At 69.6% G+C, this 22,395-nt stretch carries 26 protein-coding genes and 1 pseudogene; 14 read left to right on the top strand and 13 right to left on the bottom strand.

Going from position 1 to position 22,395, the window contains the following annotated elements; translation table 11 throughout:
• Window positions 1-15 precede the first annotated feature (15 nt).
• The 6 genes from AB0M43_RS37710 to AB0M43_RS37685 all read right to left on the bottom strand — a co-directional run bounded on the left by AB0M43_RS37710 (window position 16) and on the right by AB0M43_RS37685 (window position 6,046).
• Window positions 16-2,130 (bottom strand): hypothetical protein, encoded by a 2,115-nt coding sequence (locus AB0M43_RS37710; RefSeq protein ID WP_363732251.1) that lies wholly within the window; start codon window positions 2,128-2,130, stop codon window positions 16-18.
• The gene (locus AB0M43_RS37705) at window positions 2,127-2,813 is read right to left on the bottom strand and encodes a hypothetical protein (protein ID WP_363732248.1); all 687 of its coding nucleotides are present in this window, start codon (window positions 2,811-2,813) and stop codon (window positions 2,127-2,129) included. The genes AB0M43_RS37710 and AB0M43_RS37705 overlap by 4 nt, the downstream gene beginning before the upstream one ends.
• Complete coding sequence (locus tag AB0M43_RS37700; RefSeq protein WP_363732245.1) at window positions 2,813-3,160, bottom strand: hypothetical protein; 348 nt, start codon at window positions 3,158-3,160, stop codon at window positions 2,813-2,815. Before AB0M43_RS37700 ends, AB0M43_RS37705 begins: the two co-directional genes overlap by 1 nt.
• The gene (locus AB0M43_RS37695; RefSeq protein WP_363732242.1) at window positions 3,157-4,197 is read right to left on the bottom strand and encodes a 2-keto-3-deoxygluconate permease; all 1,041 of its coding nucleotides are present in this window, start codon (window positions 4,195-4,197) and stop codon (window positions 3,157-3,159) included. The genes AB0M43_RS37700 and AB0M43_RS37695 overlap by 4 nt, the downstream gene beginning before the upstream one ends.
• Window positions 4,194-5,201: a hypothetical protein gene (locus tag AB0M43_RS37690; protein ID WP_363732240.1), complete on the bottom strand. Its 1,008-nt coding sequence runs from the start codon at window positions 5,199-5,201 to the stop codon at window positions 4,194-4,196. Before AB0M43_RS37690 ends, AB0M43_RS37695 begins: the two co-directional genes overlap by 4 nt.
• Window positions 5,202-5,767: 566 nt before the next feature.
• Window positions 5,768-6,046 carry a hypothetical protein gene (locus AB0M43_RS37685; protein ID WP_363732237.1) on the bottom strand — a complete coding sequence of 93 codons (279 nt, stop codon included), beginning with the start codon at window positions 6,044-6,046 and terminating at the stop codon, window positions 5,768-5,770.
• Window positions 6,047-6,340: 294 nt separating this feature from the next.
• On the opposite strand from AB0M43_RS37685, the gene AB0M43_RS37680 reads away from it, so the two are divergent.
• Both AB0M43_RS37680 and AB0M43_RS37675 read left to right on the top strand, forming a co-directional pair.
• The gene (locus AB0M43_RS37680) at window positions 6,341-6,775 is read left to right on the top strand and encodes a hypothetical protein (protein ID WP_363732234.1); all 435 of its coding nucleotides are present in this window, start codon (window positions 6,341-6,343) and stop codon (window positions 6,773-6,775) included.
• A 92-nt stretch (window positions 6,776-6,867) separates the two neighbouring features.
• Window positions 6,868-7,701, top strand: coding sequence for a hypothetical protein (locus tag AB0M43_RS37675; RefSeq protein WP_363732231.1), 834 nt, complete (start codon window positions 6,868-6,870; stop codon window positions 7,699-7,701).
• A gap of 23 nt (window positions 7,702-7,724) precedes the next feature.
• On the opposite strand, the gene AB0M43_RS37670 is transcribed toward AB0M43_RS37675, so the two are convergent.
• Window positions 7,725-8,192 carry a helix-turn-helix transcriptional regulator gene (locus AB0M43_RS37670; protein WP_363732228.1) on the bottom strand — a complete coding sequence of 156 codons (468 nt, stop codon included), beginning with the start codon at window positions 8,190-8,192 and terminating at the stop codon, window positions 7,725-7,727.
• Between the two features lie 221 nt (window positions 8,193-8,413).
• Here AB0M43_RS37670 and AB0M43_RS37665 point away from each other — a divergent pair, with 221 nt between their 5' ends.
• The 7 genes and pseudogenes from AB0M43_RS37665 to AB0M43_RS37635 all read left to right on the top strand — a co-directional run bounded on the left by AB0M43_RS37665 (window position 8,414) and on the right by AB0M43_RS37635 (window position 12,539).
• Window positions 8,414-8,779 (top strand): hypothetical protein, encoded by a 366-nt coding sequence (locus AB0M43_RS37665; RefSeq protein WP_363732225.1) that lies wholly within the window; start codon window positions 8,414-8,416, stop codon window positions 8,777-8,779.
• Window positions 8,780-9,281: 502 nt separating this feature from the next.
• Entirely contained in the window at window positions 9,282-9,536 is a 255-nt protein-coding gene (locus AB0M43_RS37660) for a hypothetical protein (protein WP_363732223.1), read from the top strand.
• Window positions 9,533-9,802 carry a hypothetical protein gene (locus tag AB0M43_RS37655; RefSeq protein WP_363732221.1) on the top strand — a complete coding sequence of 90 codons (270 nt, stop codon included), beginning with the start codon at window positions 9,533-9,535 and terminating at the stop codon, window positions 9,800-9,802. Before AB0M43_RS37660 ends, AB0M43_RS37655 begins: the two co-directional genes overlap by 4 nt.
• A 172-nt stretch (window positions 9,803-9,974) precedes the next feature.
• A complete protein-coding gene (gene dnaB / locus AB0M43_RS37650; RefSeq protein ID WP_363732218.1) occupies window positions 9,975-11,294 on the top strand; it encodes a replicative DNA helicase in 1,320 nt (439 codons plus the stop codon).
• Between the two features lie 43 nt (window positions 11,295-11,337).
• Window positions 11,338-11,544: pseudogene (locus AB0M43_RS37645) on the top strand (helix-turn-helix domain-containing protein); the annotation flags it as partial.
• Window positions 11,545-11,946: 402 nt separating this feature from the next.
• Entirely contained in the window at window positions 11,947-12,216 is a 270-nt protein-coding gene (locus AB0M43_RS37640; protein WP_363732320.1) for a hypothetical protein, read from the top strand.
• 2 nt (window positions 12,217-12,218) lie between these two features.
• On the top strand, window positions 12,219-12,539 hold the full coding sequence (locus AB0M43_RS37635; RefSeq protein ID WP_363732216.1) for a helix-turn-helix transcriptional regulator: 321 nt from the start codon (window positions 12,219-12,221) through the stop codon (window positions 12,537-12,539).
• A 311-nt stretch (window positions 12,540-12,850) separates the two neighbouring features.
• On the opposite strand, the gene AB0M43_RS37630 is transcribed toward AB0M43_RS37635, so the two are convergent.
• From AB0M43_RS37630 to AB0M43_RS37615, 4 genes are all read right to left on the bottom strand, one after another.
• Window positions 12,851-13,462 (bottom strand): hypothetical protein, encoded by a 612-nt coding sequence (locus AB0M43_RS37630; protein ID WP_363732214.1) that lies wholly within the window; start codon window positions 13,460-13,462, stop codon window positions 12,851-12,853.
• Window positions 13,463-13,599: 137 nt separating this feature from the next.
• Window positions 13,600-13,920 (bottom strand): hypothetical protein, encoded by a 321-nt coding sequence (locus AB0M43_RS37625; protein ID WP_363732211.1) that lies wholly within the window; start codon window positions 13,918-13,920, stop codon window positions 13,600-13,602.
• Between the two features lie 174 nt (window positions 13,921-14,094).
• The gene (locus AB0M43_RS37620) at window positions 14,095-14,220 is read right to left on the bottom strand and encodes a hypothetical protein (protein ID WP_363732208.1); all 126 of its coding nucleotides are present in this window, start codon (window positions 14,218-14,220) and stop codon (window positions 14,095-14,097) included.
• Window positions 14,217-14,945, bottom strand: a complete 729-nt coding sequence (locus AB0M43_RS37615; protein WP_363732205.1) for a hypothetical protein — start codon at window positions 14,943-14,945, stop codon at window positions 14,217-14,219. The genes AB0M43_RS37620 and AB0M43_RS37615 overlap by 4 nt, the downstream gene beginning before the upstream one ends.
• 471 nt (window positions 14,946-15,416) lie before the next feature.
• On the opposite strand from AB0M43_RS37615, the gene AB0M43_RS37610 reads away from it, so the two are divergent.
• The 4 genes from AB0M43_RS37610 to AB0M43_RS37595 all read left to right on the top strand — a co-directional run bounded on the left by AB0M43_RS37610 (window position 15,417) and on the right by AB0M43_RS37595 (window position 19,223).
• Window positions 15,417-17,249, top strand: coding sequence for a S53 family peptidase (locus AB0M43_RS37610; protein WP_363732203.1), 1,833 nt, complete (start codon window positions 15,417-15,419; stop codon window positions 17,247-17,249).
• A 43-nt stretch (window positions 17,250-17,292) separates the two neighbouring features.
• Window positions 17,293-18,138 (top strand): L,D-transpeptidase family protein, encoded by an 846-nt coding sequence (locus AB0M43_RS37605; protein WP_363732200.1) that lies wholly within the window; start codon window positions 17,293-17,295, stop codon window positions 18,136-18,138.
• A 19-nt stretch (window positions 18,139-18,157) separates the two neighbouring features.
• Complete coding sequence (locus AB0M43_RS37600) at window positions 18,158-18,916, top strand: hypothetical protein (protein WP_363732197.1); 759 nt, start codon at window positions 18,158-18,160, stop codon at window positions 18,914-18,916.
• Window positions 18,917-19,010: 94 nt separating this feature from the next.
• A complete protein-coding gene (locus AB0M43_RS37595; RefSeq protein WP_363732194.1) occupies window positions 19,011-19,223 on the top strand; it encodes a helix-turn-helix domain-containing protein in 213 nt (70 codons plus the stop codon).
• On the opposite strand, the gene AB0M43_RS37590 is transcribed toward AB0M43_RS37595, so the two are convergent.
• The gene (locus AB0M43_RS37590; RefSeq protein WP_363732191.1) at window positions 19,197-19,601 is read right to left on the bottom strand and encodes a hypothetical protein; all 405 of its coding nucleotides are present in this window, start codon (window positions 19,599-19,601) and stop codon (window positions 19,197-19,199) included. The genes AB0M43_RS37595 and AB0M43_RS37590 overlap by 27 nt on opposite strands.
• A 170-nt stretch (window positions 19,602-19,771) precedes the next feature.
• On the opposite strand from AB0M43_RS37590, the gene AB0M43_RS37585 reads away from it, so the two are divergent.
• On the top strand, window positions 19,772-21,469 hold the full coding sequence (locus tag AB0M43_RS37585; protein WP_363732189.1) for a tyrosine-type recombinase/integrase: 1,698 nt from the start codon (window positions 19,772-19,774) through the stop codon (window positions 21,467-21,469).
• Window positions 21,470-21,656: 187 nt separating this feature from the next.
• Here the strand turns inward: AB0M43_RS37585 and AB0M43_RS37580 are convergent, their stop codons facing one another.
• Window positions 21,657-22,235 carry a hypothetical protein gene (locus AB0M43_RS37580; protein ID WP_363732186.1) on the bottom strand — a complete coding sequence of 193 codons (579 nt, stop codon included), beginning with the start codon at window positions 22,233-22,235 and terminating at the stop codon, window positions 21,657-21,659.
• Between the last annotated feature and the right edge of the window lie 160 nt (window positions 22,236-22,395).

The following is a 22,395-nucleotide window of genomic DNA, read 5'->3' as shown; positions in this document are numbered from 1 at the left end:
TGCCTCCTTCGGGCGCTAGACGATCGGGGGGATTTCGGACGCGGCGGCTTCCGCCTTGCCTGCCTGCTGGCCACCGGAGCCGGAGCCGCCCTTGCCGGACTCACCGCCTCCGCCGTCGGGCGCAGGCCCGGATGAGGCGGATCCGCCGTCTGGCTCGCCGCCCGCGCCGCCATCGGCGCCGGAAGCTCCCGGTGCCGGCCCCGGGCCGGCGGCATCCGGCGCGCCCGGTGGGCTGCTGGCGGAGTCCCCACCGGGGGACGTGCCTGCGCTGTCGGGGCTGGAGTCACCGCCGCCGGAGCCGGTGACCTCACTGCTGGCCGCCTCGGGGGTTATCGGGGCGGAGCCCGCGGACCCGTCGCTCTCGCCGGGCGGCGTGACCTCGCCGGAGGCGAGGTTGTCCTGCGCGGTGCGCTGGCCCTCCTCGAGCCCACCGGCTTCCTGGGCTCCGGGCCCTTCCTGGCCGCCCTGCTCTGTGTCCTGCTCGCCGGGGGTCGGAGCTGCCTCGCCGACTTTCTGGCCGTCGCCGCCCTGGTCGAGGCTCCGTGCCGCCTGCGCGGACGGATCGTCCTGGTTTCCCTGGCCTTGCGCGTCGGGGTCCTCGCCCGAGTCATCGCCTGCGCTCTCGCCCGCTGCGGTGACCGGATCGGTCGGGATCTCTGCGTCGGCGCTGGCGAGCGGGTCGCTGCTCTCCGACGGCCCGGAGCTGTTGTTGCCCGACCCGAGGTTGGACAGCGCCCTGGCTCCGTGCTCCAGGAGGTTGCCGATCCCGGCGGCGCTGGCCGCCGCCGACAACAACCCCCGGGCGTTGACGTCGGCCAGGTGTGCGTCCCACATGGACATCACCCGCAGGAAGATCCACGGGCACAGCGCCATGCACCACAACAGGGCGACGCCCTTGAGGCAGGTGATGAGGTTGTCGGAGTTCACCGCCGAGCAAGCGCCGTACATCCACAATTCCGCGATGACCCATTGGCTCATCGCCAATGCGTTCACCGTCCAAAGCCACTTTCGGGCCCAGTTTCTGGTCTCCGGCATGACCTGTCCGGCCATGACGACCGCACCGAATAGCGCGGAGACTTCCACCAGCATCGACCGGAAAAACAGGACGATGAAAAGGAGAAACAGCGCGACGATGGCGAGCAACGCCAAGAGAAACGCGATGAATGCCGTCGGCCCGGAAGCCAAGGTGGAAAAGCTCTTCATCCAAATGCCGGCGTCGCATTTGGTCATGTCCCGGCTCTTGATCGTGTTGATCGTGACGTCAGTCCATGCGGCCTCGATCAGCCAAGCGATCCCGCCGGCGCAGAAGACGCCCAGGACCGCCCGGACCACGCCTCCGAGCGTCGCCAGCGGGCCGGGCCCGTTGGTGCGCAGCGCGGAGATCACTGTCGAGATGACGAAGAAGATGAAGATCATGTAGATGACGGGTCCGGTGATGGAGTTGTAGCTGATGAAGAAGCTGTCGCCGGGCGGTGACATCGAGGTGGAGGCGAACACCGTGATCGCCATGCGCCCCAGCAGGAACTGGGCCGCCTGCACGGCCATCACGACCAGGCCCTGCATGCCCCAGGCGACCGCGGAGCCCAACGTCTCGCCGAGTGCCTTCTTCACCTGACAGACCGGAATGTCGCGCGGGTCCGACGACAGACATTCGGCGGGCAGGGTGCTACCACTCTTGTCCGCGCGCGCCTCCAGGTACCCGCGAGCGCCCTGGCAGGCCGAGCGGCGCTGAGTGGCTTGGGCTTTTAGGAGCGGCGCGGTGTCCGGCGCGTTGATGAGCACGTCCCAGTGCTCACAATGGACCTTGCCGTCCCTACCGCCCAGGACGCTTTTCTCTTTCGCCTTGGGGTCGGGCTGCAGGCTCTGCGTCACGGCGGTGCAGATCGCGCGGTCGGCGGCGTCACGGGCCCTATCGCAGGTCACCGTCACGTCTTCGTCGTTATTGGCCCAGGTCACGCACCAGATGAACTCGTTGTGCAGCGCGGCGATCGGCACTCCGGTGCAGTCGGGTTTGTCTGAGGTCGGCGAGGGCGACGGCGTGGGGGTGGGATCGGCTGAGGCGCTGCTGGAGCACAGCAGGACGGCCAGGCCGAGCAGGGTCACGGCGATCAGCCGCGCGAGGCGGCTCATGACCACTCCGGCGCCCAGGTGTCAGGCCCTACCAGGATCGGCGGCATCGCCTTGCCCGCGCCTGCGGGGTCGATGGCCACGGGGGCGGCGGTCTCCAGTGCGTACGCGCTGAGGCGCCACGACCCGCCGGTCCAGCGCAGGTCGATGGTGGCGATGGTGAAGCCGCCGGCCAGCCCGGCCTGGGGTGCCGACGTTCCATCGCCGCGCGCTCCGAGCAGGCCCAGCTCATAGACCTTCACCGTGACCGTGGCCCCCTCGGGCACGGCTCCGTCACCGCGACCGGTCGAGGTCCACACGAGTAGCGGCACGGTCGCGTCGATATTGGGGTTGCCCGCGTGGATCGGCGAGGGCATCAGCGTGTCGACCAGGCTCGGCGTGGCAGGGTCGACCAGTCGCTGGAGGCGGGCCCGGATCGCGTCGCGGCTTCCGGAGTTCCAGGAGGTGCGAGCGGCCTCGAACGCGGCGGCGGCTTCCCCTGCCCCTCGCGGGCTGCCCGGGAATCCCGTGGGCAGCCCGTCAACGGTCCGCAGTCCGGCCGGCGGTGGCGTCGCCGTCCGCAGCTCGGGTACGGGCATGGTGGCGCGGCCGATGGCCACCCCGATGGCTAGGAGAACCCCGACCGACAGGACCAGGCGAATGGCCCGCGCCAACGGAGTCGTGGCATTGGCTGCCTTGTAGGCCATTACTGGTTCACCAGGAACTTCAGGAAAGCCGCTCCACTACCAACCACGAGCGCGATCATCATGGCTTTCCACATCATTGCTTTGCCGCGATCACTCAGCGTGTGGGCACCAAAAATGGGACCTGCGCCGAAAGCAATCGCCCCGCCCGCGAGGGCCACAATGGATGCGATGATGGCCAGCCACAGCACGCCGTTGGCGATGTTGTAGAACAGATCCGTCTTCGGCACGCCGCCCGGATCCGGCTTCACTTTCTCCCAGTCGAATTTGCCGCTGCCTCCGCCGGTCGGAGTGGGATCCGGCAATGCGAGGACGGTGGCCTTGGCTGCGAGCCAGGTCGCGGCGCTCATCGCACACCGCCCGTCAGGCCGGCGGTGATCCGCTCACGGCTACCGGACGCCGGGCGTCCGCCTGGCACGACGAGGTCGGGCAACTGCTCTGGGTCGTGGGTGGATCCGCGGCGCGCGGTCAGGGCCGTGACGGCGGTGGCCAGGATCGTGCCGGCCAAAACCGCGACGGCGGCTTGGGCGGAGGCGACGACCACGTAGGGCCGCCAAGTCGCGTCGCCCTCGGCGAGCAGCAGTGGCATCGCCGCGCTGTTGGCGGCGGCGGCGCCTGCCGCCCAGCCGAGCCCAGCCGGCCGACGCAGCACGAGCCGGAAGGCGAGCGCAACCAGGCCACCGGACAGCAGACCACCGGCCACGGCCAGCGCGATGCCGGCCGGTGCCTGCGTCAGCAGGGCGCGCAGCGGGATCGCCCACCCCAGCGACAGAGCCAGCAGCGGCAACAGCGGCGCGATGACCCCCTTGAGTGGCTGGCGGGCGGCAGGCAGCAGGTGCCCGAGGGCGATGCCTGCCACAACCGGGGCGACGGCGTCGATCAGCAGCCGCCACGGCACCGCCGCGGAGCCGCCACGCCAGGCCATCACCAGAATCAGTGGCAGGACCGGCCCGCTGCTGATCACCGCCGCCATGCAACCGGCCGCGAGATCACGGGTGGTGCCGTAGCGGGATGCCAGAGCGGCCCACAGCCCATAGCTGGAACTCAGGCCCACCGCCAGCAGGGTCAGCAGCGGCACGCCTCCGATCCCCTCCGGGCCTGCCATCCAGGCGTAGACCAGGATCAGAGCGCCCGGAACGAGGCTGGTGCCGGCGAGGATCAGCACGGTCCGCCCCGCGACCGGGGCCAGGGAACGCACCGACACCTGCGCACCGACGGCGAACATCAGCACCGCGATGCACGGCAGGGAAAACCCGCTCAGTAGTGCGCGGGTGACCGGGCCCAGGGAATCCGTGCCGCCTGTGACGGTGCCCAGTGATGCCCCGATGAGTAGCGGGACCAGGATCGGCGCGCCCGGCAGGCCGGCGATCCGGGAGATGGCGGTCATGACCGCACCTCCGGGGGCTCCCAGATGGGGCGGTCGGCGTCGGCCGGGCAGTGCGCCAGCACCGCTCCGGCCGCGCCCACCAGGGCCGCGCGGGTGGTGCGGCGCAGCTGGCCCAGCGCCACGGGGGCAACGCGGGCCAGCTGCGAGTCAAAGGGGACGTGCACGACGTCGCTGACCACGGCGCGCAGCTGGCGGGCTGCCGCGCGCGCGTTCTTCGACGCCGCCGGGGCTGTGCTCACCAGCACCACGACCGTGCGGGCGACGGCCGGGGCCAGGTTGGACGAGGACAGCCGGCCGAGGAGGCGCAGCGTGTGCTGCACCGAGTCTTGCGTCGGTCGGGCGACCAGCACGGTCACGTTGGACACCCACATCGCCGAACGCGTCTCCGGCAGGTCCCCTCCCGCCAGGTCCAGCAGGGTCAGGGCATAGTGCTCGCGGGCGCGGCTGATGACGGGGCCGAGTTCGTAGAGTCCGGCGGGCTTGTTGCCACCCAATCCGCATTCGGCCGCCAGCACCCACAGGCCGTCGGGTGCCGGACGGGCCAGCGGTTCCAGGTCGGCCCCGGGCGCCCAGTCGGGGCTGTGGTCGATGGCGTCCCGCACGCTGTGTTCGCCGGCGGCGGCCCGGTGTTCCAGTCCGCCCCACGCCTGGCCTGTCGCGTCAACGGCCAGGACCTTGCCGACGCTGGCGGCGGCCAGCAGCCCGCCGAGAGCGGCGGTCAGGGTTGAGCGGCCCACTCCGCCGTCGGCGCTGCCGATGGCGACGAGCGCGCCGGTCTGCGGGCGTAGTGCGGCGGCGCGCTGCCAGACCTCGACCACGCCGGCGACGTTGCGCAGTTCCCGGGGAACGGTGCGCGGCCGGCCGGACGGCAGCGGGTCAAAGGGTGCGATACGCGCAGGAGCCAACCCGTCGGTCTCCGGCGGGCTCTGCGGCCACGGCAGATTCGGCCCCGGACGCTCGGCCACCACGGCGGCCACCCCGCGCATGGGGCTCGGCCGGGTCATCGAGCACCGCCGACGATCCGGCGGCCTGCGGCGATGACCGGCTGGGGCCAGCCCCGCTCGGTCGGCAGGCCACGGCGGCTGAGAGCTCGAACGGTCTGGTCACGGAGGCGTCGGGTTCGGTTGATCACCTAGCCGACACTGGTCACATCGATGACCAACCGACACGTTGCGACCCGTTACGGCCCGCAACGGTGTGAGCCCTTGACCTGGCAAAACAGGCTAGCCGCCCGCGCGGAGCGTGACGTTGGACGGGCAGGGCGCGCTGTCATGCTCGGCGCGTGCTCACCGCCGATGAGGATCGACCTCGAGAGGCGGGACACCGCAGGGGCGCGTTCGACCGAGTGCGGAACCTGACGGTGGATCGGGTTCACGGGCGTACAGCCTCGGCCGTCATCCCGGAGCTTTTTCGCCTGCCCGAACCACAGGTCCGCGTTCAACGGCCTCTTCACCTGCCGGCAGGCGCGGACATGCGAAGCGGGAGGTCGTTTCGGATGATGACATGGCGAAGCCCGGAGTGTGAGACTCCGGGCTTCAGTGCGGTCGCGGGGGTCGAAGGGGTACCGGCTCTACATATCGGGAATGTGTTGGGCGGGGATGGCGAGGGGAACGGCTGGGTTCTTTCGCACGGCGGCCAGGAGTCGGTGCAGGTACTCCTCCCGCTCCGCTTCGCACTCCTGAAGCAGGCGTTCGTGGCGGTCAAGCGCGTCTTCGACGCGGCGGGCGTGCCTGTCTATCCGGTTACCGAGCCCGCGTCCCGTCAGCCACATGCATCCCGCAGCCACCGCGCCGATCGCGGCACCGGCGACCACGGCCTGCACTTGCGGGCGTCTACTCACCATCACCATCTTTGCTACTCCCCGTTGTCCATACAGCCCGAAACGCTGCCGGGCGATCGTGCGCCTGCCCTGGGCGGCCTGAGCACGCAATAGGTGGGCCTGCGCGAAGCGCTGGAAACTTCGGTACCTTCGGGCGGGGCAAGCCACATGCCCACTGCTCACGGGACCGAAAATTTCCACCCCCTGCGTTGGACTCTAGGTCGCGATTCGCTAACGTGCAACGATGAAGTTGGACTTGAGGTCCATCTCCAGTCCACTTCCAGTCACTGGAGTCCGGTACGCCCGAAAAGTCGAGGAGGCCAGATGGGCGCCAACGAAGCGCTTACGGACCTCGGCATGTTCCTCAAGCTCCAACGCACCGGACAGCACCTCCTCCAGGAGGATGTGGCCCGCCGCGGCGGCTGCGACCGCAAGACCGTGATGCGCGCGGAGGAGGGCAAACCGCTACGCCTGCCCAGCTACGAGGCCATCGAGCGGGGCTTGGGCCTGGACCGGGGCACGATAGCCGAAGCCCTGCGCACCGGCGTGATGCCACAGGTCGCCGTCAACCAGTCGGACGAAATAGATCACCCGTCAGGCCCTTTCACAGGTGACGTTCTGGTGGATAACCCGGACCTGCGGGATCGTCTAAACAGGCTCCCCGAAGGCAGTCCCATCAGAAGACATTTGCTGCGCGACCTGCAGCAATGGTGGGATGCCTACCTGGAGGAGATCCGGATCGACGAACACGGTGAGTGAGCACAGCAGAAGGGCCTGATGTGAACCGACGGCGGGGGACGTTCATAACGCGAGGTGTTGAGTTCCTTCAACGCCGCACCCGAGCCACCGAGGTGACAACCGCACTTATCGGTGCGGCATCCACTCTCGCCCTGTGCATCTCCGACAGGGTCTGGCCAACCGGCATCAGCCACTGGTTGCACCAGTTTCTTGTCCTCGGCGTCTCGTGGTTCCTGATCCTCGCCATCGTTGTGCAGGTCCTGGCCCGCGACGCCACCGCACGCTTCGCGAAAGTCTGCGCCTTACTCGGCGTCGGCACCTACATGGCGATCATCGGGGTCCAGCTCGCGTTCACACCGCTTGCGATCCGGTGGCAGGAAATAGCCCTGGGCCACGCGAACTCCGTCTTCATCGGGTTCGGGGCGGTGGCCGCCGCGCTCGGCCGCTGGCACCTGGTGCGACACACCGCCCGCAGCGGCTACGCGACCTCCGAACCCGCCGCCCGCCGCCGCCTCGTGGTACGCACCATTTGTTGGACTATCGCGGCGATCCTGGGAGCCGCGTTAGTCATCTACCTCGGGACCGCCGCCGACGCGGGTTCGCACCTCGAGCGCGACCAGCTCGCCCTGGGATGGGCCGTCATCCCCATCATCTTCGCGCTCATCAGCTTGGAGCAACTGCTCAACCCGAATCGTTGGCGCGCGGACTGCTACGTCATCGCGGGGCTCGCCGGCGTCGTCGCCATCTTCGGGTGGCAGGTCTTCACCGGTGGCGGGCTGTCGATGCTGCTTCAGCAGCCGATCATCTGCTACGCGAACGGGTTGATCGTCGCCGGCTTGCTGATCAGCATCTTGATCGTCGACAGCGAAAGCGCTCTAGACACCGAGGTCACCTTGGTCACCCGCATCGAGGCGCTGCGCGCCGCCCGGGCCAAGCGCCAAAAGTGATCCCGTCGGGCAGCCTGCTGACGTCAGGCACCCGGGCGAGGCACGCCCACGGTTTCACTCCACTCCTCCAGGGCCTGCTCTAGACGCTCCTCGAGCAGCTTTCTCGCCGCGTTGGACATACCCGGTTTAACGAGTAGTTGACCGATTTCCATGACCAGGCCGTGGGGACCGGGAGTCGGCTCCGGCGCGCTGTCGCCGTAAGCCTCCTCAGAGGTCAAGAAGCCGACCTGGACCAGTGCCTTACGCACGGGATACCCCAGCACTCTGCAGCTGTCGCGGACGTTGGCGACCGAGGCGCGGTGCTTGCGCCTGAGCCAGTGGGTGACGGCGTGCCGATGCAGGCCCAACGCGTCCGCCAGCTGGCGGGGCGTGACGCCGCGCTCGACCACCATCCCCATCAGCAGGTCGGCCCAGGCGTCCATGTCGATGTCGACCGGCCTGTCGTCGGCGACGGCCTCAGCCGCCGGGTCCACCCCATCTTGCTGGGCCACCCCACACCGCCTCTCGCACTCCTGGTCGCACCGCGAAACGGTGACAAACCCCTGTTTCCACACGTCAGAACAGCTGGGTGAGGCACCAACACCTCACCCACTTCATACTTTCACCCGATGTGGTGGGTGCACAGTCCATTCTAGGGTTGTCGCATGCACATGACACCTAGTCCGTACGGAGGATATGGCGTGCGCACACTCCTCGGGAAGAGGGGTTCCCCGTGAAGCCCGCCAAGGCGCACCTCGCGCTCCAGACCCACCTGTTTGTCCTGATGACAGAGCTGTGCGGATACCGCACTGACACCGCCCGGGCCACCCTAGTCGGCGTCGACCGCACGACGATCCGCCGGGCCCGCGACGGCAAACCCGTCTCCGCCGAGTTCGTATGTGGCGCGGTCCTCGGACTCCAACGCCACATTCCCCGCCTCGCCGCCTTCGGCCTCACGGTCAGCATCGACGCACTGTTCGTCGTCCGCACCCCCGGCGCGGGCGTACGCCGCTTGCCGGAGCCCGAGCGCCGCGGCGAAGTCGCCGACCTGCTGGCCGAGATCGCCGCCCGCCCGAGACGCACCCGCCGAGCGGCTTGACCGCACCGGAAGCGCTCCCACCTGCGGCGTATGCCCGTCCGGGACTCCACCTGTTCCCCGTTCCTTGCTTCTCCGCCGACGGCGCGTGCCCCGGCGGACCTTCACCGACCCCTGGGACATCCGCCATGACCGCTACATCACGCATGTCGCACCAAGCGTCGCGTCGTCGCCGCTGGTGCATGGCCGCCAGAGTGCTGACACACGGCACACCCTGCATTGCTCGCACCGAGGTCCTGGTAGCGCGGTGCGCGCACGAGCATATCTCCTATATGGATCTTTGCGTGGGCCATTCCGAAGACGTCCGTCAGGCGAAAGTGGCCTGCGCGGAGTGCGCGGAATCCGGTCACGACTTCCTAGTGGTGGCCCTGTCCGAGGCCGAGCAGGCAGAGCTGTTGGCCTGCGAGGACGCCAACGACACGGGGCTACAGACCTGCCACGACCGCGCACCAGACCCGTCTCGCCGACCGGTGAGCCGTCGCGCCCAACTTCTGCGAGGTGCACCATGACCTACCCCCGCCATGTGCTCTGCGAGGGAGCCGACCTGATCCCCGCCAGCGAACACCACGCCTGCGCCGGCAGGGCCACCGCCACGCTGCGCGGCGTCTGCCCCACCGGACACCCTCTCGAAGTCGAGGTCTGCGAGGCGCACAAGTTGGTGCTGGCCGGAGGACAGGTGGCCTGCCCAACCTGTGCCGACAGCGGCCGGCCCGCCGTCTCAATCCTCCTGTCCAGCGCCATCGCGGACGGGGCGGCGTGATGGCCCTGTATCCGCCCGGCTATTGCCGGACCTGCCGGGCGCCGGTGATATGGGCCGACGACGCCTTCGATGACCTGCTCGCCTTGGACGCCGAGGCGCGCCACGACGGCACCCACACCCTGCGGCCACGTCCCGGCCGGACCCCGCTGGCTGAGCGACTCGAGGGGGCCGATCTCAGCGCGGCCTGGGCGCAGGGCGCGCAGCTCTACCTCCCGCACGAATTCCACTGCCCCAGTTCCGCCACACAGATCGCCGATGCCGCATGACGCCGACCGCCTCCCTGTCCCGCCGCTGCGTGTGGACGGCCACCGAGCCCTCGCGCCCGTGGCTGGTGGCCTGCCATCAGCCGAGGCCCACCACCGGCTGCGCGCTGGCATGCCCGCAGCCGCCGTCGAAACCGCCGCCGGAGGACACTCCGCTCCAGCACCGGACCGCCGTATGACCGACTTCCGCGAACCACCCAACGACAAAGCCGCCGAGCAAATCGTCCTCGGAGCCATGATGATGAGCAAGACGGCGATCATGGATGTCTCCGACATCGTGACCGCCGAGGACTTCTACCAGCCCAAGCACGCAACCATCTTCTCGACCCTCGTGGACATGGACCGCAGACGCGAGCCCACCACCGAGGTCGCGGTAACGGCCCGACTGCTGGAACGCGGTGAGCTGCCCCGCGTCGGTGGCGCCAGCTACCTGCACACGCTCCTCGACGCGGTGCCCACCGTCGCCAACGCGGCCTGGCACGCCCGCCTGGTCGCCGAACGCGCAGTTCGCCAGCGCATCATCGCCGCCTCCGCGCGCATCGCGCAGTTGGCGTACAACGTCGATGACGACGCCGAGTCGCTGGAGGACCGGGCAACCGCAGCGCTGTACGCGGCCACCTCCCACCGCCGTGTCCACGATGTCCAGCACATCGGCGATCTGCTGCCGGCGGCCCTGGAGGTCATCGAGAAGGCCGGGGAGCGCCAGGGCCTGCGCGGGATCCCGACCGGGTTCACCCGCCTCGACCAGCTCACCCACGGGATGCTGCCGGGGACTCTCTGGGTGATCGCCGGCAGGCCGTCGATGGGCAAGTCCGTCAGTGCGGTCGACCTGGTGCGCTCCGCCCTGCGCCACGGCCGGGCGGCCCTGTTCGTCTCGCTGGAGATGAGCGAGGAGGAGCTCGTGCAGCGCCTCATCTCCGCCGAGTCCGGGGTGCCGTTGCGCCGGCTGGAGCGCGGGCAGATGAGCGACGCGGATTGGACGGCCGTGCACCGCGCGAGCGGGCATCTGGCCGAGGCTCCGCTGCACATCGTCGACGCCCCGCACGTCAGCGTGCTCGACGTGCGCACCCGGGCCCGCCGGCTGGCGATGCGCCAGCCGCTGGGCGTTGTGGTCGTTGACTACATCCAGCTGATGGTCACCCCCTCCGGTCACCGCCGCGACACCCGCGAGCGGGAGGTGGCCGATATCAGCCGCGCGCTCAAACTACTGGCCAAAGAGCTGAACTGTTGCGTGATCGCTCTCGCCCAGCTCAACCGGGGGCCCGAGCAGCGCCCGGACCGGGTGCCGATGCTGTCGGACCTGCGTGAGAGCGGCAGCCTCGAGCAGGACCCCGACATCGTCGTGCTGCTGCACCGGCCGTCCTACTACGACCGCAACGCACGGCCCGGCGAGTCCGACTGGATCCTGGCCAAGCACCGCGGCGGAGAGACCGCCACGGTGACCACCGCCGCCCAGTTGCACCTGGCCCGTCACGCCGACTGCCACGCGGCCTGAACTACGCGAGCCGATCGAGATTCCACGGGGACGGAGGGTTGCGGTGAAGGCGCGAGAGCAGGTCGAGCGGGCACTGCGCGACGGCAATCTGCCCTCGCCCGCCCGGTGGACCGCCTTCGCGCTCCTGTCGTTCGGCACCGACGGCGCCGCGGTGATCCCGGCCGAGGACAGCCCGTCCCTAAACGAACTGGCGCGCGCCACGGCCCTGGGCAAGTCCACTGTCCAGCGCGCTCTCAGCACGCTGGAAGACAGCGGATGGGTCATCCGCTCGCGCCCCGACGCCGCCAAGGCCCGCCGGGGAGAGCGCACCAGCTACGAGTTCACGGTCCCCGGGATCGGCATCCACTACGAGCCGGACCCCGATTGTCCCGATTCGGGTGGGCCCGCAGCGGACCTACCCCCCAGTTCAGGTAGTCCCACAGCGGGCTCACCCAAGTCGGACATGACGGGTTCGGGTGGACCCACTGCGGGCCTACCCCGCAACCAACGGAGCAAGGCTGGACCCACAGGGGGCCCAGCCAAATCGCGCCAGAACGGGACACACACGGGCAGTGGGAGGCCCGAGGGTAGGCCCACAACGGGACCACATGATCAAGAGGAAGGAAGATCTACTTCAAAGTCCTCTCCTCCGGCCATCGCTCTGCTGCGGGCCATGCTCGGCGTCGACGCCGACGAGGCTGGCGAGATCGTGGCAGCTGTGCTCGCCGAGCGCGCCCCCCGCGACGTAGTCGGCTACCTGCGCCACCTAGTCCGCAACGGCGACATCGCCAAGTGGCGGCTAAGCCCGGTGTCCCCGGTCGCCGCCGCAGGGCCGACGCACGGCTACCTCGACCCGGCCGACGACGGCTACTGCCACCACCCCGGCTGCGGCTTGCCACCCCAGAGCCCGCGCCACGCACCCACCGATCACGGGAGGAACTGACAATGTCCGGCACCATCCGACCAATCCGGCCCGCCCCCGCCGGGGGACCGCGTACCCCGGGCCAGGTACTGCGCCAAGCACGCGCCGACCGGTGCTGGTCGCAGTCACGGCTGATCGCCGAGATGGCGCGTCTGGCCCGCGAACACGGCCACGGCGTGCCCACCCGGGCCTCGATGCGCACGATGATCAGCCTTTGGGAGAACGACCACCGCAACCCCGACGACTACAACCAGGTCTGGGTCTGCCGCGCGCTGAGAATCCCTGTCGAGTCGCTGGGGCTCCCACCGATCCTCTACCCGCACCGGCACTGGGATGCGGCGTGACCCGCGAGAGCTCGCCGGGTGGCAAAGCCACCACCGTGCCGGAGGAGGACTGGAGCTTCATTTCCATCGCATCGACACCAGCGAGGACGTACGAATGTTGGCCATCACTGATGCTGGCGCGAGCAGGGGCCTCGTGCCTGCCGTCGTCTTCTACGGCAGCTGGGCTCTTCTGCTGATCCTTGCGGTCATGCTCGGACTGCGCTGGCGCAGGGTGCGGGCGAAGGACGCTTCACCGCCCGCCCCTCCGAGCGAGGAAGGAGATGGCGGAGCCTGACGCATCACTGCGTGGCAGGTTAGCCTTGCCCCGACAATCAGCGTCGGAAGCCGCGCCGGAGGTCACGTTCCTCGATGCCGGCGAACGGATCGAACCACCGAACCGGACGCAGGTCCCCGATGCCGTGGTCACGGTTCACCTTGTCCAGCGGGTCCTCGAACCCGTCAAGACCCGGGTCGAAGAACATCATGACGTCGCTGTCCTCGAACAGGACCTCGGAACACTTCGCCCAGTCGTAGTCGCCACGGCGCGCGGGCAGCGCTTCGTGACCGTCGGTGCCGTCGATCATGTCGGCGAACAGATCTGGAGCGTCGGCGAGGGCCAGGTGCAGCATCAGCTCTTCGCCGCTGCATCGCGGACGTGGCCACGTTCCCGACTCAAGGTCTGCGGCCAGATCGTCGGCGGCCCGGGCGAACCTCCGCCGCCAGCCGGAATCCATGTTCCACGCCAGGCGGGGGAGCCTTCCCAACACCTCCCAGTCGTCGGCCTCGACCACCGGTGCTCCGCCGAACGCTTCGATGTCGTTGTAGGCACCGTCGGCCAGCGTGCACAACGCGGTGTGCAGGACATCCGCCGTTCGGAGTGTCAACTGCCAGCCACTCTTCCCGGGCACGTCGGGGAACTGGAGGGCGAAGTTCGGCTCAGCCACCAATCCAGTATCCCGGGCACGCCGGACGGCGCGCCACCTGGGCCGCCCCGTGCTGCGGACTTCATGAGCGGCCCTTCGGCTGGCCAATCGGCGGGAAGTCTTCCCTGCCGTGGGCAGACGCCGGTCAGACCGATGCGCTACTCGGCTGCCGATGGCGGTGGCGGGAAGTCGGCGATGCTGCTGATGACCGCGTCGATCGAGTCGACGGGCGCAAGCGCCCGCGTGCCGGGAGCCGGTGCGATCCCTCTCACCCGCACGGCCGCCGGGTCCGCAGCTGGCCACGCCCAGATGCCGCGCACGGTCGTACCCGGGTCTGGCCCGTATCCGTCGACGATCACGGTGACGTGGTCCTTGACCGTCGACTCGCTGGACTCCACACGCCACCCAGCCGCATTCAGCGCCTCGCGCAGCGCGCCGGCGCCCGTCAACGCCGACCACCGCTCCGTTCCTATCGCCATGTTCCCCCCTAGTCTGTCCGCCAGACTCTAGCGACCACATTCTCGCCTGATCATCCAGCTCGGCGGGTGCGCTTGGACCTTCGGCCAGGCATTTTGTCCGCCCCCGCAGTGCGCTTTCCTCTTTTTGAGCATCGCGGAGGAAGGCTTGCGTGGCCACTTCCCTGAGGCATGCGGTCAGCCGGGTGCCACTCCGAGGCAAATCAGCACCATGCCGATCACGGCGATGAGCGCAGAGACGCCGCCAAGAAGAACCTGATCGGCGAGCAGATGGACTTCGTCGACTAACGCGCCGATGATCAACGTCGCCCGATCGAAGTCACCGCTGACCAGGGGGTGAGGTTGTCGGGGAAGCCGCGTATGACGACGAGGCCGGCTTCCCGTAGAAGCCAACGACCCGAGGGCTCCCAGTGGTCCCAGATCTGGCGCCACGCGCCCCGCGCGGCCTCCGCCACGGCGTCGGCGGTGATCTCCGGGCCTTCATCCAGGCGCAGAAACGGCTCCAGCAGCCGCCGCCCGAAGGCGGTCGCCGTCCTTCCCGTGGACTGGCCGGTGAAGCCGATGAACGTGGTGGGCGCCGGGTCCATCTTCACCGCCAACGTCTCCACGAAACCGGGGCTACCGGCGTAGCAGGCGTCGAGGACCATCGCGGCCGTCGCCTGGATGGACTGGTCGGGAAGCTCGGCGATCGTCAGCCGCTGTCCGTGCCCGTCGCCCAGCACGGCCGGCTCGCCGGGCCGGTTGCCGTGAGCGGAGATGAACTGCATCCGCCAGACCCGCCGAAGCATCTGCTCCGCCAGCTCCGATCCCGTGCCGCAAAACGCTGGCACGAAGTCGATCAGCGCGAGGTCCAGATTCTCGCGGAAGTCCTCGCTGGTGACATCCACGTCGCTTTCCATGCCCTGAATCCAGCGTGTGGCCGCCGGGTGGTCGCGGAAGGCCGCACCGAGAATCGGCGGGCCGAGTCGGCGGCGCCTCCAGTCGGGTGTCTCACCGTTCGCCGCCGCAGGACCCTCAAATGCCGCCATACGTCCATTATGGAACACCCGTGTTGCGGTGGTGAGCCGAGACCTCGCAGGGCCTCGCCACGGCCAGCACAGCCCTGCCAATCCGGTTCGTCGCGTGCCGGATCACACCATCGCGTCCACCCGGGGCGAGAAGAACGTGCAGGTCAGCCGGGGTGATCGTTGCGAGTCGCAACGGCCCGTAACGTTCCGGCCCGCTGATCGGGTCGGCAGTGTCGGTGTCGTGATCAACGACGACGACGTTCCCGCCCGACCCCGTCGCGGTGCCCGCACCGCCTGGGCGGAGGCGTTGTCCGCTCGGATCGCTGGGGGGCCGGGTCCGCGCGCACGAGGCGCGGACCCGGGCAGGGCCGCCAGGCAGCGCACGGCGCTGATCCTGGCCTGCCGCCGCGCCGAGGCCGGCCGGTAGCCGAAGCCCCCACCCAATTCCCGCACCCCTACCGGGCACTGCTGTGCCCGATCAAGGAGAAGACGATGCGTTCTCGACTTCCACTGCTCGCCGGCGGCCTGGCCGCCGCGGCAGTGCTGGCCACGGGGAGCTCAGCCCTGGCCGCCCCACCTGGCGGCGGTGGGCTGATGCCGCAGCAACAGCTCACCGTCACCCTCACTCTCGCCGGCGCGGACGAGGGCGGACTGGCCGCCTACGCCACCGCCGTGTCCACACCCGGGTCGCCCGCATTCGGCAAGCACCTCACGCGCGCCGAGCTGCGTCAGCGTTTCGGCGCGCCGCAATCGCGTGTGGACGGCATCGTGTCCTGGGCGAAGCGGTCCGGATTCAGCGTCGACAAGCTCGACGCGACCGGCACCCGGCTAACGGTCACCGGCTCGGCCCGCGCTCTGGGCGCGCAGTTCGCCACCGGCTTCACCACCCGCGACACCCCGTCCGGCAAGGGTCTGCGCACCGCGACGGCCACCCCGGCGGTGCCGCGCGCCATCGCCGCCGACGTCGTGGCGGTCACGGGTCTGACCGAGCGGGCCGCCCAGCCCATGTCGGTGCGGGCGACCGCGTCCCCGAAGGCCTCGAAGGCGGCGGCGGGCCCGAACGCTCCGGGCAACTATTGCTCCACGTACTGGGGCGAGTGGGTCCTGCCAGGCGTGCCGGCCAAGTACCCCGCCGCCCAGACGTCCAACGCCGGGTGCGGCATCAACGGCGCGCAGCTGCGCGGGATCTACGGCCTCGCCCCCGCCGACACCGGCGCGGGGCAGACCGTGGTGATCACCGGTGCGTTCGATGGTGGCAACGCCGTGGCGGACGCGAACAAGGCGTTCGCCCGCAACGGGGTCGCGCCGCTGGCGGCCGGGCAGCTGACGATCAAGAAGTACATCCCGGGTGACGGCAGCGACCACGGCTGCAACGTGGGCAACTGGCTGGCCGAGCAGGCCCTGGACATCCAGTCCGTGCACACCATCGCTCCGGCCGCCAAGATCGTGTACGCGGCGGCCCCGGACTGCACGAAGCTCGAGGAGACCATCGCCGCGGTGCTGGCCGACGAGTCCATCAACGCCTCGATCATCACCAACTCCTGGAGCTACGCCCACGAGAAGCTCGGCGCCGAGCACCTGGCGTCGACGAACTCGCTGCTGGCCCGCGCCACCATCCTCGGCTCGGGAACCTACTTCTCCAGCGGTGACTACGGCGACCAGACCGCCGTCGGACAGCCCGCCCCGACGCCGGTGTTCCCCGCGTCCTCACCGTGGACGACGGCCGTCGGCGGCACCACAACCGGCGTCAGCAAGACCAACTCCGTCGTGTTCTCCACCGGCTGGGAGTCCTCGGCCAACACAGTGCAGAACGGGCAGTGGGTCAAGCGCAACCCGTACTTCGTGTGGGGCGCCGGCGGCGGCACCAGCACCCAGTTCGACCAGCCGACCTGGCAGCAGGGCGTAGCCCCGGCCGGTGGGCGCAGCGTCCCGGACGTCGCCGGATTAGCCGACCCGAACACGGGGCTGTACATCGGCTACTCCGTCAACGGCCAGTACCGGGAGGAGTCCACCGGAGGCACGAGCCTGGCCGCGCCGATCATCGCGAGCCTGGTCGCCATCGCCCAGGCGCGCGCCGGTGGCGAGCCGGTGGGCCTACTCGCCCCGGTGCTCTACGCCAAGCTCGCCGCTGGCACGCCGGTGACGAACGACCTGACGCACCAGGCTGCGGGGATCCTCACCCCGGGCCTGCCCAGCGGCGAGCGGGGCGTGTTCCTGCTCGACGTCGACACCACCCCGCAGGCCCTGCACACCACGGCCGGATACGACCAGGTCACCGGCCTGGGCTCGCCGAACGCGGCGTTCCTGTCCGAGATCACGAAGTAGCGCGGCCATGACCGGCGGCACGCGCGAGGGGGAGGTGAGTGAGGTGCGCTCAGGCATCGGCATGGCGGCCATCGGGATCGCGCTGCTCGTTCCGACAGCGGCGCTGTACATGGCCACGGCGCCGGACCCGGCGACCCGGCCGGTCGTCGTGCACGCCGTCGAGGCCACGCCGCCGGTCGTCGCGGAACAGGCTCCGGCACCCGTCGCCGTGCCGGAGGTCTCCGCCGAACGGCTGGCCTCCCTGGTGGAGGCCACCACCTGGACGACGGTGTCAGCGGCTCCCGTCGACACCGACCGCCAGGCCAGCGGCACCGGCCTGGTCGTGCACAACGACCAGGCGGTGCCGGTGTTCGACGCGCCCGGCGGCACGCCGATCGCCCGGTTGCCGCAGCGCCAGGGGGCGAGCGCGACCTGGCTGCCCGTGATCGGCGGGCAGACCGGCTGGTTCCTGGTGCTGTTGCCGGCCAGGCCCAACGGGGCCTCCGGCTGGATCTCCGCCAGCGGCGTGCAGGTCGCACACTCACCGTTTGAGATCCACACATCGCTGTCGTCGATGCGGCTGGACCTGCTGCGCGACGGGGCGGTGATCGGCTCCTGGGCCACCAGCCCCGGCAAGGCCGACACCCCTTCGCCGGTCGGCCGCACGTTCATCCTCGCCGCGATCAAGGACAGCGCACAGCCGTACAGCCCGATCATCCTGCCGCTCGGCGCGCACTCCGAAGTGTTGAGCACGTTCGGCGGCGGGCCCGGAGTCGTGGCCCTGCACTCCTGGCCCAGCGACAGCGTGATGGGCACCGCGGCCTCGCACGGATGCATCCGCATCCCGCAGGCCGCCATCGCCCAACTGCTCCAGGTCCCAGCAGGGACCCTCGTCAAGATCATCCCTTAGACCACAAAGGACTAATGTCGTGAACACCTCTCCATTCAAGGTCGCCGGTCTGACCGGCGTGTCCATGCTCGCCCTCGTCGGGGCCGGCGCGCTCCTGCTCGCCGGCCCAGCGCAGGCGGCCAGTCCCGCCAGTACCGCGCGCAGCATCACCGCCTCCGGCGCGGCCCCGCTGTCCGGCCCGGCGGTGACTTCCACCGACGGCTCGGCGAAGTCCGGCGGCGGTGGCGCTGCATCCTCCGACGGCACCATCAAGATCTCGGGGTCAACCGTGACCGCCGGCGCGAACAAGGCCAACGCGCAGATCAGCGGGCTCAACGCGTTCGCGGGCCTTGTCAACGTGGCCAGCGTGACCGCGTCGTGCGACAACGGCAAGGTCGCCTCCGCAGTCAGTGGCACCCCGTCGCTGGGCTCCAAGGGCTCGGTGGCCGTGGGCGTGGTTGGCACCACCCCCGACGGCGGAAAGTCGATCACGGCCCTGCGCATCACCATCAACGCGGGCAAGGGAGTCCCCGCCTCCACCATCGACGTCGGCTACGTCGCCTGCGGCACCGGCGGCGGCACCCCGACGCCGAGCGGCAGCCCGACCGGCAAGCCCACGAGTTCACCGACGGTCAGCCCGACGAGTTCGCCGACGTCGAGCCCGACGGGCAAGCCCACTAGTTCGCCCACGACCGCTCCGACGGGCAAGCCGACGCAGCCGCCGGTCCAGCAGCCGCCCGTCGTGCCGCCGGCGCCGCCCGTGCCGCCGGTCGATGACCACCTGCCGGTCACCGGCTAGCAATCCACGGCGGGCCGACATCGACGATTGGCCCGCCCACCGGACCGGCGCGCCGCGCGCGGGCCGGTCGTGATCTGAGAAGGGAGGTGACCTCGTGCCGGACACTGAGCGGATCTGGACCAAGGAAGAGATCATGGGGTTGGGTGCCACGACCGACCTGGTCACCGCCGGGCAGATCCTCGGCAAGGGCCGCACGACCAGCTACAAGCTGGCCAAGCGCGGCGAGTTCCCCGTAGAGGCCGAGCGCCTGGGTGGGGAGTGGTTCGTGCGGGTCTATGACCTACTGCGCTACCTGCGCATGCTCTGACCCAGGCTCAGATCCGGGCGGCAGCGTCCACGCCGGCTGGTAGGACCCGGAGGCGAACAGCTCCGCCAGGCGCGCCAGGACCGCAGGCACAGTCTCGCCGGGAAAGTGCTCTTGCAGCCATTTCCGCTCGGCGGCCGGCAGCCGCACCCGCACGACATTTGGGGGTTCGGCCGCCGGGAGGTGGGCGGCGCCGGACATGAGGTCGCGCACCAGCCCCAGCATCACCACCGACGTGCCGACGTCGGGACGGGCGGCGTCGAGCCGGGCGGCCGTGCCGGAGGCGACCTGGACCCGCACGGACTGCACCCCCGGGTCGGGGCGAGGCTCACGACCCGGCACGGGCGGCAGGCCCTCGGGGGCGCGCTCCGGCTCGGACATGTCCGACACCCTACCGCCGGCAGGGCCGCTGAGCTGCCACAGCGCACAGCGACCCCACAAGCCCTCACCACGGAGGCAAATGCTGCCTCGTATTTGAGAGGCATTATTTGCCTCACTGCTGGTAGCGTGCACCCCATGCAGCCACCCTTCACCCTCGATCAGGAGCACCCGTGAAACTCGCCTCGATCGGCACGACGAGCAAACGTTGTTCCTGCCTGGACGAGCACGGCAAGGAGCTCGGCGCCAAGTGCCCCAAGCTCACCCGGGCCGGCGGCGGCTACAACAGCCGTCACGGCAACTGGGGCGTGCGGTTTGAGACGCAGCCGGACACCACCGGCAACGCCATCCGCCTGCGGTTCGGAGGCTTCGGCAGCCAGGACACCGCCGAAGACCTCCTGCACGACATTCGCGAACTCCTCGCCGTCCCCGACAACGGGCCGCGAGGCGACCAGGCTCGCCACGACATCGCCGAGCTGATCCGCACCTGCGTGCGCAACGGCCGCGACCTGCCGAGTGCCAAGACGGTGTCGCAGCGCTACCGCTCCGGGGCGACGCTGGAGGCCGGCGCGCTCATCGGCCCTTTGCTCTGGGAGTGGCATAAGGGGCTCGGACACCTGTCGTCCAACACCCGCAAGGCGTATGGGACCCACATCCGGTTGTACCTGGAGCCCAATCTCGGCTGCATCGAATACGACCGGCTGCGCCGTGCCGACCTGGTCGCAATGTTCGACACCATCGACGCCTTCAACGTCGACCTCGCCGCCGCCCGGACCGTGCCGTTCGCCGAGTGGACACCGGAGATGCGCGAGCGGTTCCACTACCGCAAACGCGTCCGGCTCCCCACCAAGCACCGGATCAAGGCATGCCTGTCTTCGTTCCTGACCCACCTGATGGCCGACGGCGACCTGACCATCAACGTCGCGCAGCTGTACAAGCTGCCGACCGCCAAGGTGACCCCGATGGTGTGGACCGACGCGCGCACCGAGCGGTGGAAGGTCAAACGCGACAAGATCGAGAAGTTGACCCGGGCTCGCACCAAGGCACTGCGCGGCGGCGACCACGGCCTGGCCCGCACCCTCGCGGTCAAGATCGACGTCCTGTGGGAGAAGGAGAAGCCGTCCAAGGTCATGGTGTGGACACTCCAGCAGACCGGCGCGTTCCTCGACCACGTCAGCGGCCACTGGCTGTACCCGCTGTTTCATCTGGTCGCGTTCGCCGGTCTGCGTCGTGGTGAGGCCGCCGGGCTGCGCTGGGAGGACGTCGACCTGGACCGCGGCGTCATCACCGTGTCCCAGCAGCTCGTCCAGATCGGCTGGGACGTCGAGGTCGCCGACCCCAAGACCGACGAGAGCCAGGGCCGTGAGATCGCGCTCAACGACGCCTCGGTGAAGGTGCTGCGCTTGCAGAAGCAGTGGCAGGAGACCGCCGCAGCCGCCCTCGGAGCCGAGTGGGAGGACAACGACCTGGTGTTCACCCGGCTCAACGGCTCGCCGCTGCGCCCCAGCTGGATCAGCGACGAGTTCGTGCGCCTGGTCAACGGCTCCGGTCTCCCGCCGATCCACTTCCACGGCCTGCGTCACGGCGCGGCCTCCATCGCGTACGCGGCCGGAGCCACCGAGTTCGCGATCATGGAACTGCTCGGCCACACCGACGTGCGGACCACCCGCGGGTACACCCGGGTCTTCAAGGAGATCACCCGCACCATCGCCGAGAAGTCCGAGGCGATGATCCCCCGCGAGCAGGAGTTCACCCTGGCCAACATCCACCAGTGGCTGCAAACGGCCGACGGTGCGATCCCCGGCCCCGAGATCTCCGTGGAGGGCCTGTCGTCCCAGCCCCGCGAGGTCTACGAACTCCTCGACGCCTGATCAGGTGGGCGGGCCAGGACGATGCTGGCCCGCCGGCCTGCCGGTAGAACAGCGTGCCCAGCAGCGTGGTGACCAAGGACGACGAAGCGGTGAGGGAGATCCATCCGCCAGTTGTGCCGTGAGCACCGTCCACGATCGTCACGGTCTCGACGTAGATCGAAGAATGGTGAGGTTGGCCAGTGGCAGGCTACGGGCGGGCTTGGAGGAGTTGAAGGTCGAATTCGGACTCGCCTTCCGGGTCGATCAAGTTGGCGGCCCGAATGTCGCGGTGCAGGATCGACGCCATGTTCCGCTCGTGGGCGGCCCTGCGCGCCGGGTCGTTGTTCATCGACCGGTTCATCATCGCCGTGAACTCGGGTGGGTCCTGCCGGGTGGCCCGGTCGATGATGTTTTGTCTCAGCCGGTGGGCGACCCCGGCCGACCCGAGGGCGTTGGCGTGGTCGAAGGCCCGGCGGGTGTGGGCGAGGATCCCGTCCCAGACTGTCGGATCGGCCCCCGGATGGTCATCCTGCTGGTAGGCGGCCAGGACCGCGAACAGGCGCAGCTCGTCGGCGGTGGCATGCTCCGCCCCCGCCCTCGGACCGATGTTCTGCATCACGAAACCGGCCCCGTAGAAGTACCGGTCCTTCCGGACGGGGTCGTGCAGCGCGAGGTCGAGGAGCCCTGTGGACTCGGCCGGCAACTGGTCGAGGCCGGCGAGCCAGTCCTGAGTGAAGCCGGTCATGTCTGCGCCGGCGAACACGAACTCGTTGTGCGGATCGGTCATACCGATAGAACCTACCCAGTCGTGGTCGACCTAATCGGTGCGCACCCCGGCGGCACGCAGCGACTGGGACTGCCCCCGGTTTGGTTGACTCGCGGGGTTAGCGGTGTTCAGGCCGGTTGAGTGGCCTTGTGTAGTGTCTCAAACTCGATCGGGGTGAGTC

This window comes from Longispora sp. NPDC051575, assembly GCF_040681875.1.
Classification (GTDB): domain Bacteria; phylum Actinomycetota; class Actinomycetes; order Mycobacteriales; family Micromonosporaceae; genus Longispora.
This window is presented reverse-complemented; position numbering and strand designations above follow the sequence as displayed.

Excerpts from the sequence above, each read along its gene's own strand:
- AB0M43_RS37685 (WP_363732237.1), bottom strand. The coding sequence starts at position 6,046 with ATGGTGATGGTGAGTAGACGCCCGCAAGTGCAGGCCGTGGTCGCCGGT.
- dnaB (WP_363732218.1), top strand. The coding sequence starts at position 9,975 with ATGACCGACTTCCGCGAACCACCCAACGACAAAGCCGCCGAGCAAATC.
- AB0M43_RS37610 (WP_363732203.1), top strand. The coding sequence starts at position 15,417 with ATGCGTTCTCGACTTCCACTGCTCGCCGGCGGCCTGGCCGCCGCGGCA.
- AB0M43_RS37640 (WP_363732320.1), top strand. The coding sequence starts at position 11,947 with ATGCTCGGCGTCGACGCCGACGAGGCTGGCGAGATCGTGGCAGCTGTG.
- AB0M43_RS37580 (WP_363732186.1), bottom strand. The coding sequence starts at position 22,235 with ATGACCGATCCGCACAACGAGTTCGTGTTCGCCGGCGCAGACATGACC.
- AB0M43_RS37695 (WP_363732242.1), bottom strand. The coding sequence starts at position 4,197 with ATGACCGCCATCTCCCGGATCGCCGGCCTGCCGGGCGCGCCGATCCTG.
- AB0M43_RS37700 (WP_363732245.1), bottom strand. The coding sequence starts at position 3,160 with ATGAGCGCCGCGACCTGGCTCGCAGCCAAGGCCACCGTCCTCGCATTG.
- AB0M43_RS37690 (WP_363732240.1), bottom strand. The coding sequence starts at position 5,201 with ATGACCCGGCCGAGCCCCATGCGCGGGGTGGCCGCCGTGGTGGCCGAG.
- AB0M43_RS37635 (WP_363732216.1), top strand. The coding sequence starts at position 12,219 with ATGTCCGGCACCATCCGACCAATCCGGCCCGCCCCCGCCGGGGGACCG.
- AB0M43_RS37705 (WP_363732248.1), bottom strand. The coding sequence starts at position 2,813 with ATGGCCTACAAGGCAGCCAATGCCACGACTCCGTTGGCGCGGGCCATT.
- AB0M43_RS37710 (WP_363732251.1), bottom strand. The coding sequence starts at position 2,130 with ATGAGCCGCCTCGCGCGGCTGATCGCCGTGACCCTGCTCGGCCTGGCC.
- AB0M43_RS37615 (WP_363732205.1), bottom strand. The coding sequence starts at position 14,945 with ATGGCGGCATTTGAGGGTCCTGCGGCGGCGAACGGTGAGACACCCGAC.
- AB0M43_RS37680 (WP_363732234.1), top strand. The coding sequence starts at position 6,341 with ATGGGCGCCAACGAAGCGCTTACGGACCTCGGCATGTTCCTCAAGCTC.
- AB0M43_RS37660 (WP_363732223.1), top strand. The coding sequence starts at position 9,282 with ATGACCTACCCCCGCCATGTGCTCTGCGAGGGAGCCGACCTGATCCCC.
- AB0M43_RS37590 (WP_363732191.1), bottom strand. The coding sequence starts at position 19,601 with ATGTCCGAGCCGGAGCGCGCCCCCGAGGGCCTGCCGCCCGTGCCGGGT.
- AB0M43_RS37625 (WP_363732211.1), bottom strand. The coding sequence starts at position 13,920 with ATGGCGATAGGAACGGAGCGGTGGTCGGCGTTGACGGGCGCCGGCGCG.